At 66.7% G+C, this 15,137-nt stretch carries 11 protein-coding genes; 3 read left to right on the forward strand and 8 right to left on the reverse strand.

The features are described 5' to 3' along the window. Positions 1-16 precede the first annotated feature (16 nt). Both J0A91_RS04005 and J0A91_RS04010 read left to right on the forward strand, forming a co-directional pair. Positions 17-1,021 (forward strand): threonine aldolase family protein, encoded by a 1,005-nt coding sequence (locus J0A91_RS04005; RefSeq protein ID WP_069203828.1) that lies wholly within the window; start codon positions 17-19, stop codon positions 1,019-1,021. 66 nt (positions 1,022-1,087) lie between these two features. Further along, on the forward strand, positions 1,088-2,002 hold the full coding sequence (locus J0A91_RS04010; protein WP_069203829.1) for a DMT family transporter: 915 nt from the start codon (positions 1,088-1,090) through the stop codon (positions 2,000-2,002). On the opposite strand, the gene J0A91_RS04015 is transcribed toward J0A91_RS04010, so the two are convergent. After that, positions 1,912-2,739, reverse strand: coding sequence for a Rossmann-fold NAD(P)-binding domain-containing protein (locus J0A91_RS04015; RefSeq protein WP_069203830.1), 828 nt, complete (start codon positions 2,737-2,739; stop codon positions 1,912-1,914). The two genes, J0A91_RS04010 and J0A91_RS04015, sit on opposite strands and share 91 nt — an antisense overlap. A gap of 1 nt (position 2,740) precedes the next feature. Then, on the reverse strand, positions 2,741-4,375 hold the full coding sequence (locus J0A91_RS04020; protein WP_069203831.1) for a M28 family peptidase: 1,635 nt from the start codon (positions 4,373-4,375) through the stop codon (positions 2,741-2,743). Between the two features lie 85 nt (positions 4,376-4,460). Between J0A91_RS04020 and pepN the strand changes: the two genes are divergently transcribed. Further along, positions 4,461-7,058 (forward strand): aminopeptidase N, encoded by a 2,598-nt coding sequence (gene pepN / locus J0A91_RS04025; RefSeq protein ID WP_069203832.1) that lies wholly within the window; start codon positions 4,461-4,463, stop codon positions 7,056-7,058. Positions 7,059-7,067: 9 nt separating this feature from the next. Here pepN and J0A91_RS04030 read toward each other — a convergent pair whose 3' ends face one another. The 6 genes from J0A91_RS04030 to J0A91_RS04055 all read right to left on the reverse strand — a co-directional run bounded on the left by J0A91_RS04030 (position 7,068) and on the right by J0A91_RS04055 (position 15,105). Next, positions 7,068-7,439: a tRNA-binding protein gene (locus J0A91_RS04030; protein WP_069203833.1), complete on the reverse strand. Its 372-nt coding sequence runs from the start codon at positions 7,437-7,439 to the stop codon at positions 7,068-7,070. Between the two features lie 18 nt (positions 7,440-7,457). Further along, on the reverse strand, positions 7,458-8,129 hold the full coding sequence (locus J0A91_RS04035) for a glutathione S-transferase family protein (RefSeq protein WP_069207013.1): 672 nt from the start codon (positions 8,127-8,129) through the stop codon (positions 7,458-7,460). Positions 8,130-8,172: 43 nt separating this feature from the next. Next, positions 8,173-12,687, reverse strand: coding sequence for a glutamate synthase large subunit (gene gltB, locus J0A91_RS04040; RefSeq protein WP_069203834.1), 4,515 nt, complete (start codon positions 12,685-12,687; stop codon positions 8,173-8,175). Beyond that, on the reverse strand, positions 12,684-12,866 hold the full coding sequence (locus tag J0A91_RS04045; protein ID WP_069203835.1) for a hypothetical protein: 183 nt from the start codon (positions 12,864-12,866) through the stop codon (positions 12,684-12,686). Before J0A91_RS04045 ends, gltB begins: the two co-directional genes overlap by 4 nt. A 71-nt stretch (positions 12,867-12,937) precedes the next feature. Then, positions 12,938-13,666: a DUF2059 domain-containing protein gene (locus tag J0A91_RS04050; RefSeq protein ID WP_240502191.1), complete on the reverse strand. Its 729-nt coding sequence runs from the start codon at positions 13,664-13,666 to the stop codon at positions 12,938-12,940. Next, positions 13,663-15,105: an NAD(P)-dependent oxidoreductase gene (locus tag J0A91_RS04055; protein ID WP_069203837.1), complete on the reverse strand. Its 1,443-nt coding sequence runs from the start codon at positions 15,103-15,105 to the stop codon at positions 13,663-13,665. The genes J0A91_RS04050 and J0A91_RS04055 overlap by 4 nt, the downstream gene beginning before the upstream one ends. Positions 15,106-15,137 lie beyond the last annotated feature (32 nt).

Consider the following 15,137-nt stretch of genomic DNA (forward strand, 5'->3'; position numbering starts at 1 on the left):
GCCGCAAGGCCTGACCATGCGCTTCTTCTCCGACAATGCCGCCCCGGTCCATCCCGCCGTGTTCGCCGCGATGGCCGCGCACAACATGCTCGACACCGCCTATGACGGCGACGCGCTGAGCCGCAGCCTCGACGGGCGCTTCTCGGCGCTGTTCGAGACCGAGGTCCGCGCGCTCTGGGTGCCATCGGGCACGGCCGCCAATTGCCTTGCGCTGGCGGCACTCTGCCCGCCGTTCGGTGGCGTGGTCTGCCACCGCGATGCGCATATCCAGAACGACGAGTGCGGCGCGCCCGAATTCTATACGCACGGCGCCAAACTGATGATCGGCGAAGGCGTCGGCGCCAAGCTGACGCCCGACAGCATCCGCGCGGTGATCGACATCATCGCTGACGACGTCCACCGCGTCCAGCCGCACGCCATCTCGATCACCAACGCGACCGAGTACGGGATGGTCTATACCCCCGCCGAAGTCACCGCGATCGGCGCACTCGCGCGCGCGCGCGGCCTCGCGCTGCACATGGACGGGGCGCGCTTCGCCAATGCGGTCGCGCATCTCGGCTGCGCGCCCGCCGACCTGACGTGGCGCGCCGGGGTCGATGCGCTGAGCTTCGGCTTCATCAAGAACGGCGGGATGACCGCCGAGGCGCTGATCTTCTTCAAGCCCGAGCTCGCCGCCGACACCTTGCGCCGCCGCAAGCGCGCTGGTCTGCTGCTGTCGAAGGGGCGCTATCTCGCCGCGCAGATCATCGCGTTGCTCGAGGACGATCGATGGATCGCCAATGGCGCCGCCGCCAACGCCGCCGCGCGGCTGCTCGCCGATGCCGGGAGCGCGCGGCTGGTCTATCCGGTCGAGGCGAACGAGGTGTTCCTGCGCGTGACGCCCGAAGAAGCGGCTGGGCTGCGTGCGCTCGGGTTCGATTTCTACGATTGGGCGCCGGGCGAGATCCGGCTGGTGACCTCGTGGAACCACACCGCCGAGCAGGTGCGTCCGCTCGCCGAGGCGATCGCCGCGCTTCCATAACGACACCTTGTGACGCGATAAGCAGATCGTGCTTGCCGGGGTGACCCCGCACGATACTGCGAGGTTATGACCGCAGCCCCACCCCCAGCCACGCGCCTGTCCGTGCTGATCCCGTTCGCGATCGTCACGCTGATCTGGGGATCGACCTGGCTGGTGATTCGCGGGCAATTGGGGGTGGTGCCGCCGGGCTGGTCGGTCTGCTACCGCTTCAGCATCGCCGCGCTGACGATGCTGGTCTATACGCGTGTGCGCGGCGAGCCGATCAGGCTCGATGCACGCGGCTGGGGGTTCGCCGCAGTGTTGGGGCTGTTCCAATTCTGCCTCAACTTCAACTTCATCTACCGCGCCGAACAGCATATCACCTCCGGGCTGGTCGCGGTGGTGTTCGCGTTGCTGCTGCTGCCCAACGCGCTGTTCGGGCGACTCCTGCTCGGCCACCGGCTGGGGCGGCAGTTGCTGGTCGGCTCGGCGGTGGCGATCGGAGGGATCGCGTTGCTGTTCCTCCACGAGGCGCGAGTCGATCCGCACGGGCCGATCCAGGCGCTGACTGGAATCGCGCTGACGCTGGGCGGCACGCTCGCCGCGTCGGTCGGCAACGTGATGCAGGGCACGCGATCGGCGAAGCGCTATCCGATGATGCCGATGGTCGCGGCATCGATGCTGCTCGGCGCGCTCATCAACGGCGCGTTCGCCTGGGCCACCTATGGCCCGCCGGTGATCAGCCCGACGCCCGCCTATCTGGCGGCGACGCTCTACCTCGGCATGGTCGCCTCCGCAGTCGCCTTCCCGCTCTATTATGGCGTGATCCGTGCGATCGGCCCGGCCAAGGCGGCCTATTCGAGCGTGCTGGTGCCGGTCATTGCGATGGCGTTATCGACGCTGTTCGAAGGCTATCGCTGGTCGGTGCTGTCGATGACCGGCGGGGCGCTGGTGATCGCCGGATTGCTCATCGCGCTGACCGAGCGCAAGCCGGCGCGGTAATCCGGGTAGAGCGGGCGCCAGCCGAGCAACCGCTTGGCCTTGGTCGTCGCAATCCGCCGGTTCTCGGCGTAGAAACCGCGCGCCATCGGAGAAAGTCCGTCGAGCGGGACCAGCGGCGGCAGCGGCAGGCCGATCAGGCGTGATGCGAAAACGACGACATCGTCGTGGCTGGCGGGAAGATCGTCGGCGAGGTTGTACGCCCCCGGCGGCGCGCCGAAGCCCGCGATCACACCAGTGACGATATCCGCGACATGCACGCGGCTGAACACTTGCCCCGTGAGGCCGGTACGGTGCGCGGTTCCGGCGGCGATGCGCTCCAGCGTCGAGCGGCCGGGGCCATAGATTCCCGGCAAGCGGAACACGCGCGCGCCCAGCGCCAGCCACGCGGCATCCGCTGCGCTGCGGGCGGTGCGGCGGCCGGTGCCGGTCGGCGCGGTTTCATCTACCCACGCGCCGGCGGCGTCGCCGTACACGCCAGTGGAGGAGAGGTAACCGAGCCACGTAGCGCTTTCACCCAGCGCATTGCCGTATCGCTCCAGCACAGGATCACGCTCGTCCGCCGGCGGCACCGACGAGACGATGTGTGTCGCCGTCGCCAGTTCGCGCCGCACCGCCGCCACGTCGTCGAAATCCAGCGTGCCGCCGCGCCCCGTCCCCGCGACATGCCACCCTTGGCCCCGCAGCCGCGTCGCCAGCGCTTGCCCGGTATAGCCAAGCCCGAAGACGAACAGCCGCACGCTATTTCGCGCCCGGCCCGTCGTAGAGCAGGCCGAAGAAATCGCCTTTGTTCCAGCGCGGCCGTTCGGGGGCATCGGCGATCGCGCGGGTGATCGCGTAATTGGCGGCGACGAAACGCAGCCCCTGTGCCCAGTCGATCGGCTGCGACAGATCGTCCGAGGGCTGGTGGTAGCGGTGCTTCATGAAGTCCTCGAACGCCGCCTTCCCCGGCCCCGCCTGCCCCGGCCACAGGAACACTGACGGGATACCCTGCTGAACGAAGCGATAATGGTCCGATCGCACGAAGAACCCCTCGGCCGGGTCAGGATCGGCCGACATGGTGACGCCGAGCGCGGCCACCGCCTGCGCGACGATCGGCCCGAGCGTCGAGCGGTCCGCCCCGAACACGGTCATGTCCTGAAAGGGATAGGAGAGGATCGGCATGTCGAAATTCACATCGGCGACGATCCGCGACACGGGCACCGGCGGATGGCGCGCGAAATAGTCGGAGCCGACCATCCCCTCCTCCTCGGCGGTGACGGCGAGGAACAGGATCGAGCGCCGCGTCGGCATGTCGCTGGTGCGGAAGCGCTTCGCCGCCTCGATCAGCGCGGCGATGCCGACCGCATTGTCCTGCGCGCCGTTGTAGATCGCGTCGCCGTTCACCGGCAGCCCGACGCCGAGATGGTCGAGATGTGCCGAAAGCACCACCACTTCGCGCGACAGCGCCGGGTCGGTGCCGGGCAACAATCCAGCGACATTGTAGCTTTCGAGCGGCTCGGACAATGTCTTGAGCGCGGCGGTAAGGACCAAGGGCAGTTGCTCGGCCTTGAACACCGCGGTCGGATCGTCGGCGCGCGGCGCGATCTTCTCCCAGGGCGTCCGCGCGCGCGCGAACAGCTTGGCCGCACCCGCGCCGCTAACGGTGGCGATCAGCGGCACGCCGGCGACCTGGCCAGTGCCGTCGGGATAGGCCCATGTCATCCGCGACCGGTCCCACCGCGCCTCGCTGACGCTGCCGGGTTCGATCATGATCGCCGCCACCGCGCCGTGATCGGCTGCGATCGCGGTGCGGCTGGCGGGGCTGGCGAAATGCGCGCGCTCCTCGTTCTGGACGTTGGCGGGCGTCTCGGCGAGGAAGGCGACGATCTTTCCGCGCACATCGACACCGGCATAATCGTCGCGCTTGTACTTGGGCGCGACGATACCCTGCCCAACGAACACCACCGGCGCATCGAGCGCGAACACCGGCTTGCCGGGCACCGCGCCGGGCACGAAATCCTTGCCGAACACCAGCGGCGTCGGCGCGCCGCCTTTGGCGGTCAACACCAGATCGCCGTGATCGGCGGGCTGGTAACGGAGCAACGGCACGGTCTGGAGATAGCCGCCCTTGTCGCCCGCCGGGCGCAACCCGGCCGCGAAGAAGCGCGCGGCCACATATTCGGCGGCTATGCGATATTCGGGCGTTCCGGCTTCGCGCCCGCGCAACGCATCCGAGGCGAGGAACATCACATGCGCCTTCATCGCCGCCTGATCATCAGGAAGCTGGACCGGAGACGGCGCGGCGGCCTGCGCCGTGTCGGCCGCCGGTGCCGTGCCGGGCGACATGAGCGCCAGCGCGACCGCCGCCATCAATCTGCCTACGCCTGTACTCATGTCGCGGGCGGTATCACGGTGGCAGACCCGCGCAAAGCCGGCGATTTGTGTGGCACGCCGCGATACGCCCCCTTACATCCTCGGCATGCTCGATATCCAGACCGCCACCGCCCAGCCACACGTCACCCGCCGCGCCGATTACACGCCGCCCGAGTGGCGCGTGCCCGACATCGCGCTCGATTTTGACCTCGCGCCGGAAACGACGCGGGTGCGCGCGACGCTGTCGGTCGAGCGCAACGCCGGGCACGGTCCGTTGCGGCTAGACGGCGCCGGGCAGACGTTGTTGTCGGTGATGATCGACGGCGTCGCGGTCAACGACTGGAGACTCGAGAACGACGCGCTGGTGCTGGCACTCGCCGGCGATGCGCATGTCGTCGAGACCGAGGTCGAGATCGCGCCCGATCGCAATACGCAGTTGATGGGCCTGTACGCCTCGGGCGGCATCCTGTGCACGCAGTGCGAGGCGGAGGGCTTCCGCCGCATCACCTATTTCCCCGATCGGCCCGATGTGCTGAGCCGCTACAGCGTGCGGATGACCGCCGACAAGGCGCGCTATCCGGTGCTCCTCGCCAATGGTGATCCGGTCGCGCAGGGCGATCTCGACGACGGCCGGCACTGGGCCGCGTGGAACGACCCGTTCCCCAAGCCGTCCTATCTGTTCGCGCTGGTGGCGGGCGATCTCGCCTGCAATTCGGGCAGCTTCATCACGCAATCGGGCCGCACGGTGCAGCTCGGCATCTGGGTGCGCGCCGCCGATGTGGCCAAGACGCACCATGCGCTCGAAGCGCTCAAGACATCGATGGCGTGGGACGAGCGCGTCTATGGCCGCGAATATGATCTCGACGTGTTCAACATCGTCGCGGTCGATGACTTCAATTTCGGCGCGATGGAGAACAAGGGCCTCAACGTCTTCAACAGCCGCTACATCCTCGCCGACCCCGACACCGCGACCGACTACGATTTCGACGCGATCGCTGCGGTCGTCGCGCACGAATATTTCCACAATTGGTCGGGCAATCGCGTGACGTGCCGCGACTGGTTCCAGCTTTCGCTGAAGGAAGGCTTCACCGTCTATCGCGATCAGAGCTTCTCGGCCGACCAGGGATCGGCGGCGGTCAAGCGGATCGAGGATGTGCGGGGGCTTCGCGCCGCGCAATTCCCCGAGGATGCCGGCCCGCTCGCGCACCCGATCCGGCCCGACGAATATCAGGAAATCTCCAACTTCTACACCGCGACGATCTACAACAAGGGCGCGGAGGTTATCCGCATGCTCGCGACGATGCTCGGCGCGCAGGCGTTCCGCGCGGGCACCGACCTGTATTTCGAACGGTTCGACGGGACGGCGGCGACCTGCGAGGATTTCGTCGCGTCGCTCGAGGAAGCCAGCGGCATCGACCTGACTCAGTTCCGCCGCTGGTACAGCCAGGCCGGCACGCCACGCGTCACAGCGCGGCTTTCGCATGACGTCGGTGGCGGCCGCGCGGTGCTGACACTGTCGCAGAGCGTGCCGCCGACGCCGGGCCAGCCGATCAAGGCACCGATGGTGCTACCGCTACGACTCAAGCTGTTCGGCGCAGACACCGGAGCGTCGCTCAGCGACGAGCGACTGGTGCTGCTGGAGGACGATGTCGCCGAGATCGCATTCGAGACGGCTACCGAGCGGCCAGTGCTGTCGATCAACCGCGGCTTCTCCGCGCCGGTGGTGATCGAAACCGATCGCAGCGCCGCCGATCTAGCGTTCCTGTCGGCGCATGACGACGATCCGTTCGCGCGCTACGAGGCGATGCAGCAACTCATGCTCGACACGCTCGTCGCCGCCGCGAGCGGGATGCAGGCGGATCAGGCTGCGGTAATCGCCGCGATCGAGACCACGCTGGACAATAGCGCGCTCGATCCCGCGTTCATCGCCGAGGCGGTGTTGCTGCCGTCGGAAAGCTTCGTCGGCGACCAGATGGCGGTGGTCGATCCCGAAGCGATCTTCCGCGCCCGCGAGGCGCTGCGCCGCGAGATTGGCCGTGCATTGGAGCCGAAATGGCGCGCCGCCTACGATCAGGCAGCGGCGATCGGCGGCTATGTCTATTCGCCAGAGGCCAAGGGCCTGCGCCGGATGAAGACCGTCGCGCTCGGCTATATCGCCGCGAGCGGTGCCGCGGATGCGGGCGCGCTCGCCTTCGCGCAGTTTGAGGCGGCCGACAACATGACCGACCGGCAGGGCGCGCTCACCACGTTGGTCAGCAGCGATGCGGCCGAGCGGGTGGCGGCGCTCGACATCTTCTACAACCGCTATTGCGACAATGCGCTGGTGCTCGACAAATGGTTCCAGGCACAGGCGCTCGCCCAGCGCGACGATACGCTCGCGGCGGTCGAGGATCTGGCGCGGCACCGCGACTTCACGCTCGCCAACCCCAATCGCGCACGTTCGCTGGTGGGGGCGTTCAGCGTCAACCAGCGCGCTTTCAATGCGGCATCGGGCGCCGGCTATCGTTTCGTCGCGGACCAGTTGATCGCACTCGACAAGCTCAACCCGCAGACCGCCGCCAAGCTGCTCCCGCCGCTCGGCCGGTGGCGGCGCTACGATGCGGGCCGCGCGACGCTGATGCGGGCAGAGCTGGAGCGTATCCTCGCCACGCCGGGCTTGTCGAAGGACATGTTCGAACAGGCATCGAAGAGTTTGGCGCAATAAGGCCCGGGATCAGAACAACCGGCCGCCGTTGGGCACGCCCGCGCTCGGTATCACCAGGACGACCTTCCCGTCCGCATCGGGGAAGCCGAGCGTCAGCACCTCGGACATGACCTTGCCGATCTGGCGCGGTGGGAAGTTGACGACTGCGGCGACCTGCCGGCCGGGGAGGTCCGCCAGCGTGTAATGCTCGGTGATCTGCGCCGAGGATTTTTTAAGGCCGATCACCGGGCCGAAATCGATCACCAGCCTGAAGGCGGGTTTGCGCGCCTCCGGGAAAGGCAGCGCCTCGACGATCGTGCCGACGCGGATATCGACCTTTAGGAAATCGTCGAAGCCGATGACGGGCGATGCCTCTGCCTCGGGATCATGGGTTACGTGCATCGGCCCTCCCCAGCCCGGTCAGAAATCGACATCGTCGTAATGCGAGGTCGGCTGGATGCCGTCCATCCGCTCGGACAATAGCGGGCGGAAGCTCGGCCGGCTCTTCAACCCGCGATACCAGCGTGCGGTCTGTTCGTGGTTCTTCCAATCGATGCCGCCGAGATAATCGACCACCGAGATATGCGCGGCCGCCGCCAGATCGGCGAGCGTCATCGTCGATCCCGCCATCCAATTGTTATGATCGAGCAGGTAGTCGGTATAGTCGAGATGCCGCACCGCCGCGCGCATCGCTTCGCGCAGCACCTTCGAATCGGGCGCCACTCGCGTGACGAGCCGCTTTTCCATCCGCTCGTGGAGCAACGGCGCGGTCACATCCGCGAAGAATTGCGCATCGAACCACGCGACCTGCCTGCGGATCTCGGCGCGATAGGCGGCGGAGCCGGAGATCATAGCGCTCTTGTCGATGGTCTCTTCGAAATACTCGCAGATCGCCATCGAATCGATCAGCAGCAGGTTACGCGCCTGATCGGTCATCACCGGCACCTGGCCGGCGGGGTTCATATCGATGAATTCGTCGCGCCTGGCCCAAGGCGATTCGCGCACGAGCTCATAGCCGACACCCTTCTCACCAAGCAGCAGACGGACCTTGCGCGAGAACGGACAGAGCGGAAATTGATACAGTTGCCACATGGCGCCGGTGTAGCCGCGCGCCATGTGGCAAGGAAGGGTGTAACTACTCGGCGGCCTCCAACGCTTCACGATCGTCGAGCGGATGGCTCAGCCGCGAAAGCATCTCCTTCGGCACGACCTGCCAGAAATGGTCGATCACCCGGCCCCAATCGTCGAGCAGCGCACCCGACCATTTGCTGTCGGTCGCGGCGTGATGCGCGCGGACATGGCTGAGCAGCACCGATTCCCAGTGCGACGAGGACAGCCGGTTCCAGGTGATATTCTCCGGGTTGGCGCGGCGCGCGAAGCTTCCGTCGGGATCGTATACGAACGCCATGCCGCCGGTCATGCCCGCGCCGAAGTTGGTGCCGACCGGCCCGAGCACGACCGCCATGCCGCCGGTCATATATTCGCAGCCGTTGGCGCCGCAGCCCTCGACGACCACGGTCGCGCCGGAGTTGCGCACCGCGAAGCGCTCGCCCGCCTGGCCCGCCGCGTAGAGCTTGCCCGAGGTCGCACCGTACAGCACCGTGTTACCGATGATCGTATTCTCGTTCGACTTGAGCGGTGATGAGACCACCGGGCGTAGCGCGATAATGCCGCCCGACAGGCCCTTGCCGACATAATCGTTGGCGTCGCCGAACACTTCGAGCGTGATGCCCTTGCACAGGAACGCGCCGAGACTCTGCCCCGCCGAACCGCGCAGGCGGACGTGGACGTGCCCGTCGGCGAGCGCGTCCATGCCGTACTTGCGCGTGATCTCGCTCGACAGCCGGGTGCCGACCGCGCGATGCGTGTTGCGCACCGAATAGGTCAGTTGCATCTTCTCGCGGCGCGAGAACACTGCGGCCGCATCCTTGATGATCTGCGCATCGAGGCTGTCGGGCACTTCGTTACGCCACGTCTTCAGGCTGAAACGGCGCTGATCCTCGTCTGCGTCGACCTTGGCGAGGATCGGGTTGAGATCGAGGTCGTCGAGATGCTCGGCGCCGCGGCTGACCTGGCGGAGCAATTCGGTGCGACCGATCACGTCGTCGAGGCTCTTGACGCCGAGCCGGGCGAGAATGTCGCGCACTTCCTCTGCGATGAAGGTCATCAGGTTGATGACCTTCTCGGGCGTGCCGGTGAACTTCGCGCGCAGGCGCTCGTCCTGCACGCACACGCCGACCGGGCACGTGTTGGAATGGCATTGCCGCACCATGATGCAGCCCATCGCCACCAGCGACAGCGTACCGATGCCGAACTCCTCCGCGCCGAGGATCGCGGCGATGACGATGTCGCGCCCGGTCTTGAGGCCACCGTCCGCGCGCAGCTTGATGCGGCCGCGCAGGCCGTTGAGCGTGAGCGTCTGGTTGACTTCGGAAAGCCCCATTTCCCACGGCGTGCCGGCATATTTAATGCTGGTCTGTGGGGACGCGCCGGTGCCGCCGACGTGGCCGGAGACGAGGATGACGTCGGCATGGGCCTTCGCCACGCCCGCCGCGACCGTGCCGATGCCGGCCGACGAGACGAGCTTCACGCACACCCGCGCGATCGGGTTGATCTGCTTCAGATCATAGATGAGCTGCGCAAGATCCTCGATCGAATAGATGTCGTGGTGCGGCGGCGGCGAGATCAGCATCACGCCCGGCGTCGCATGGCGCAGCTTGGCGATGAACTCGGTCACCTTGAAACCGGGCAACTGCCCGCCCTCGCCGGGCTTGGCGCCCTGCGCGACCTTGATCTCGATCTCGTCGCAGGCGTTGAGATATTCGGCGGTCACACCGAACCGGCCCGAGGCGATCTGCTTGACGCCGGAATTGGCATTGTCGCCGTTCGCATAGGGCGTGTAGCGCGACTTGTCCTCGCCGCCCTCGCCCGACACCGCCTTGGCCCCGATCCGGTTCATCGCGATCGCCAGCGTCTCGTGCGCCTCCGGGCTGAGCGCGCCCAGCGACATGCCCGGCGTGACGAAGCGCTTGCGGATTTCGGTGATCGCCTCGACCTGATCGACCGGCACGCCTTCGCCCGGATAGTTGAACTGAAGCAGATCGCGCAGATAGACCGGCGGCAGCGCCTCGACGCCACGCGAGAATTGCAGATAGGTCGAATAGCTGTCCGAGCCGACCGCCGATTGCAGCAGGTGCATCAACTGCGCCGAATAGGCATGCGTCTCGCCGGTGTGGCGCTGGCGGTAGAAGCCGCCGATCGGCAGCGTGACGACAGCGGTATCGAACGCAGCCTCGTGGCGCAGCTTGGCGTTGAGGTGGAGCGACGCATAGCCCTCGCCCGAGATCTTCGCGGGCATGCCGGGGAAGAAATCGTTGACGAGGCTGCGCGACAGCCCGACCGCCTCGAAATTATAGCCACCCCGATAGCTGGAGATCACCGCGATCCCCATCTTCGACATGATCTTGAGCAGCCCCTCGTCGATCGCGTGAACGTGGTTGGCGAGGCACTGATCCAGCGTCAGTTCGCCGAACAGTCCGCGTTCGAACCGGTCGACGATCGCCGCCTCCGCCAGATACGCATGCACCGTCGTCGCGCCGACGCCGATCAGCACCGCGTAATAATGCGTGTCGAGGCATTCGGCGGTCTGGATGTTGATGCTCGCATAGGAGCGCAGGCCCCGGCGGACGAGATGCGTATGCACCGCAGCCGCCGCCAGCACGCCGGCGATGCCAACCCGGTCGGGGCCGATCGCCAGATCGCTGAGGAACAGTTCGCTCTTGCCCTCGCGCACGGCCTGTTCGGCTTCAGCGCGAATTCGCGTGATCGCGGCGCGCAGCGTCTCTGGGCCGCCGCCGGTTTCGAAGGTGCAGTCGATGTCGGCCGCCTGCGCGCCGAAATGCGCCTTCAGCCGCGCCCAGTCGGCGCCAGTCAGCACCGGCGATTCGAGCACGAGCACGCCGTCGCGGCGGTCCTCGGTATCGAGGATGTTGGCGAGATTGCCGAACCGCGTCTTGAGCGACATGACGTGGCGTTCGCGCAAGGGGTCGATCGGCGGGTTGGTCACCTGGCTGAAGTTCTGCCGGAAGAACTGGCTGATCAGGCGCGGCTTGTCGGAGATGACGGCGAGCGGCGTGTCGTCTCCCATCGAGCCGATCGCTTCCTTGCCGCCCTCGACCATCGGCGCGAGGATCAACTCCATGTCCTCGAGCGTCTGCCCGGCGGCAACCTGGCGGCGGGTGAGATCGGCGCGCTCGAACCGGGTCGTCGCCCCCTCGGGCGCGGCCGGCAGATCGACCATCGCGATGAACTCGCCGATCATCGCACCGTAATCGGCCTCGCCGGCGATCTGATCCTTGATCGCATGATCGGTGAACACCTTGCCTTCGTCGAGATCGACCGCGATCATCTGGCCCGGTCCCATCCGGCCCTTCTCGACCACGGTCGATTCGGGAACGACGACCATGCCGCTCTCTGACCCGACGATGAGCAGGCCGTCCGAGGTGCGGGTGTAGCGCAGCGGGCGCAGCGCGTTGCGATCGACGCCGGCCACGGCCCAGCGGCCATCGGTCATCGCCAGCGCGGCGGGGCCGTCCCACGGCTCCATCACGCTCGCGAAATATTTGTACATGTCGAGGTGCGCGCGCGGCATCTCGCCCTTCGGCCCCCAGGCTTCGGGCACGAGCATCAGCTTGGCGGTCGGCGCGTCGCGGCCCGAGCGCACGATCGCCTCGAAGGTCGCGTCGAGCGCGGCAGTATCGGAGGCGCCCGCCGGGATCACCGGCTTGATGTCCTCCGAATGCTCGCCGAACGCATTGGCGGCCATCTTGATCTCGTGGCTCTTCATCCAGTTCTTGTTGCCGCGGATCGTGTTGATCTCGCCGTTGTGGGCGAGGCAGCGGAACGGCTGCGCCAGCCACCATTGCGGGAAGGTGTTGGTCGAATAGCGCTGGTGGAAGATCGCGACGCGGCTCTCGAAGCGCTGGTCGGTCAGATCGGGATAGAACACCGACAGACTCTCGGCGAGGAACAGCCCCTTGTAGATGATCGACCGGCACGACAGGCTACAGACATAGAATCCGCTGATCTGCGCCTCGATCACGCGCTTCTCGATCCGCCGACGGACGAGATACAGATCCTTCTCGAACTCGGCGGCGCTCTGCGCGTCGGGCATCGGCCCGGCGATCATGATCTGCTCGATCTCGGGGCGAGTCGCCTGCGCCTTCTGGCCGATCACCGAGACATCGACCGGCACCTGCCGCCAGCCATAGATCGTATAGCCCTGCTCGATGATCGCGCTCTCGACGATCGTGCGGCACGCCTCCTGCGCGCCGAGATCGGTGCGCGGCAGGAAGATCATGCCGACGCCGAGCCGGTTGGGGCGCATCTTGTGACCAGACGCCGTCACGGCATCGTCGAAGAACTTGGCGGGCAGATCGACATGCAGCCCGGCGCCGTCGCCGGTCTTGCCATCAGCATCGACCGCGCCGCGATGCCACACCGCCTTCAAGGCATCGATCGCCGACTGGACGACACGGCGCGACGGCTTGCCGTCGGTCGCGGCGACGAGGCCGACGCCGCAGGCGTCCCCCTCGAACTCGGGGCGGTACATGCCGTGTTCGGCGAGATAGGTGCGCTGGTCCATGCTCATGATGCCTTCTGGTCGGCGGATTCGACCGCAGCCTTGGTCAGATAGCGGCGCACGCGCTTGCGCGCCTGCGCGTCGGGAATCGGTTGAGGGCCGGCATCGCCGTAGCGCGGCCCCTCGGGTATCTTGAGGATGTGCATGACCTCGTTCATCTCGGGACGCACATAGACGGTCTGCCTCACCGCTGCGGCCCGGTGCGCGTCAAAAGCGACCGGGGACGCGATCGATGCCGCGCAAGGCTCGCAAAACACGCTCACATCACCGTCTTCGGATTGCCGAGCTTGTCTTCGTCCACTCCAAGCATCTTCGCCATCTTGGCACGTTCGGCCGGGGTGATATCCTCGACCTTACGCGGCGGCGGCAGATCCTTGGTCGCGGCTTTGGCGGCCTGCACGAAGCGCGGCATCTCGCGCATCAGGCGCGGCACCATACCCTTCATCAATGCCATCATCGCCGGGTCGGTCATGATGGTCATCTGCATTCCAGCGAATTTGGTGCCGGTTGGCGTGGCGAGATATCTATCGAGATCGCGGAGTTCGTCGACCGAGAAGCGCGATGCATAGGCGTGCGCCATCGCCTCGCGCAATTCGGGTTCTAGCGTGTTGAAGAAATCGCCCATCGCTCCGAACATGGCCGTCATCGTGCGCTGCTGGCGCTCGCGCCAACGCGGATCGTAGATCGCCATAACCTGTTCGAGATCGACCCGGTCGAGCTTCTGCGCGTCTTCGGCACTCATCCCGCCCAGTTGGGCGAGTTCGCGCATCGGCAGTGCCTTCAAGCTGTCGGCCATGCTCGACGTCATGTTGGACATGGTCGAACCCATCAGCGCCTTGTAAGTCCCGGGCGGCACCAGCCGGACGACGATACCACGCGCGGCGACCAACGCAGCTTCGCTTGGCGCAGCGGGCGCTTGAGCCGCCGTCTGCGCGGTGACGGGCGCACTAGCGAACGCCAGCGCCATTGCAAACGGTGCGAGCCTCACGCCGCGACCTTCCCCGCGCCCACCTTCGCCTTGAGGTACACATGCATCGTTGTTGCGACGTCACGGCCGTCGCGGATCGCCCACACCACCAGCGATGCACCGCGAACGATGTCGCCCGCTGCGAACACGCCGTCGAGCGACGTCATCAGCGTCTTGTTGTCGACCAGCACGGTGCCCCAGCGCGTCACGCCGAGTTCGGGCGCGCCGAACAGGCCAGGCAGATCCTCGGGATCGAACCCCAGCGCCTTGATGACGAGATCGGCGGGCACGTCGAAGCCGCCGGCGGGGTCGATCTCCGGCGCGCGACGGCCGCTGGCATCCGGCTGGCCGAGCCGCATCCGGCTCGCCTTGACGCCTGTCACGCTTTCCCCGGCGAGGAACGCCTCGGGTGCGGAGAGCCAGACGAATTCGACGCCCTCTTCCTCCGCATTCGCCACCTCGCGCTGCGAACCGGGCATGTTGGCGCGGTCGCGGCGGTAGAGGCACTTCACGCTGGCCGCACCCTGGCGGACCGCGGTGCGCACGCAGTCCATCGCGGTATCGCCGCCGCCGATCACGACGACGTGCTTGCCCGCGGCATCGAGGCTGCCATCGTCGAACGCCGGCACCGCGTCGCCGAAGCTCTTGCGGTTGGAGGCGGTGAGATAGTCGAGCGCATCGACCACGCCGTCGCTGGCGACGCCGGGCGCCTTGATCGCGCGCGGCTTGTAGACGCCGGTGGCAATCAGCACCGCATCGTGGCGCTGGCGCAGTTCGTCGAGGCTGGCGTCGCGACCGATCTCGAAATCATTGTGGAAGACGATCCCGCCCGCCGCGAGCCGCTCGACGCGGCGCGTGACGACGTACTTCTCCAGCTTGAAGCCCGGGATGCCATAGGTCAGCAATCCACCCGAGCGATCGTAGCGGTCATAGACATGCACGTCATAGCCGAAGCCGCGCAGATATTCGGCGGCGCTGAGGCCGGCTGGCCCCGCGCCGATCACCGCGACCGACTGGCCACGGGCGCGCCCCGGTACGAGCGGCTCGACCCAGCCTTCCTCCCATGCGGTATCGGTGATGAACTTCTCGACCGAGCCGATCGTCACCGCGCCGTGACCGGAAAATTCGATGACGCAATTGCCTTCGCACAACCGGTCCTGCGGGCAGATCCGGCCGCAGATCTCCGGCATGGTCGAGGTGCTGTTCGAAAGCTCATACGCCTCGCGCAGCCGACCCTCGGCGGTAAGGCGCAGCCAATCGGGGATATGGTTATGCAACGGGCAATGCACCGAACAATAGGGCACGCCGCACTGCGAGCAGCGTCCGGCCTGATCCTCGGCCGCCGGCACCGAATAGCGGTTGGCGATCTCGCGGAAATCGTCCGCGCGATCCTCGGCATCGCGCTTCGCGGGATAGCTTTGCGCGCGGTCGACAAATTTCAGGAGGTGATCGTTCGCCATCTTCGCCTGCTCTGGTTGCAGACGCGGCTATA

Origin of the sequence: Sphingomonas panacis, assembly GCF_001717955.1 — a bacterium.
Taxonomy (GTDB): domain Bacteria; phylum Pseudomonadota; class Alphaproteobacteria; order Sphingomonadales; family Sphingomonadaceae; genus Sphingomonas; species Sphingomonas panacis.

Coding starts and splice junctions, on each gene's coding strand:
- J0A91_RS04055 (WP_069203837.1), bottom strand. CDS start 15,105: ATGGCGAACGATCACCTCCTGAAATTTGTCGACCGCGCGCAAAGCTAT.
- J0A91_RS04005 (WP_069203828.1), top strand. CDS start 17: ATGCGCTTCTTCTCCGACAATGCCGCCCCGGTCCATCCCGCCGTGTTC.
- J0A91_RS04035 (WP_069207013.1), bottom strand. CDS start 8,129: ATGTGGCAACTGTATCAATTTCCGCTCTGTCCGTTCTCGCGCAAGGTC.
- J0A91_RS04030 (WP_069203833.1), bottom strand. CDS start 7,439: ATGCACGTAACCCATGATCCCGAGGCAGAGGCATCGCCCGTCATCGGC.
- pepN (WP_069203832.1), top strand. CDS start 4,461: ATGCTCGATATCCAGACCGCCACCGCCCAGCCACACGTCACCCGCCGC.
- J0A91_RS04020 (WP_069203831.1), bottom strand. CDS start 4,375: ATGAGTACAGGCGTAGGCAGATTGATGGCGGCGGTCGCGCTGGCGCTC.
- J0A91_RS04010 (WP_069203829.1), top strand. CDS start 1,088: ATGACCGCAGCCCCACCCCCAGCCACGCGCCTGTCCGTGCTGATCCCG.
- gltB (WP_069203834.1), bottom strand. CDS start 12,687: ATGAGCATGGACCAGCGCACCTATCTCGCCGAACACGGCATGTACCGC.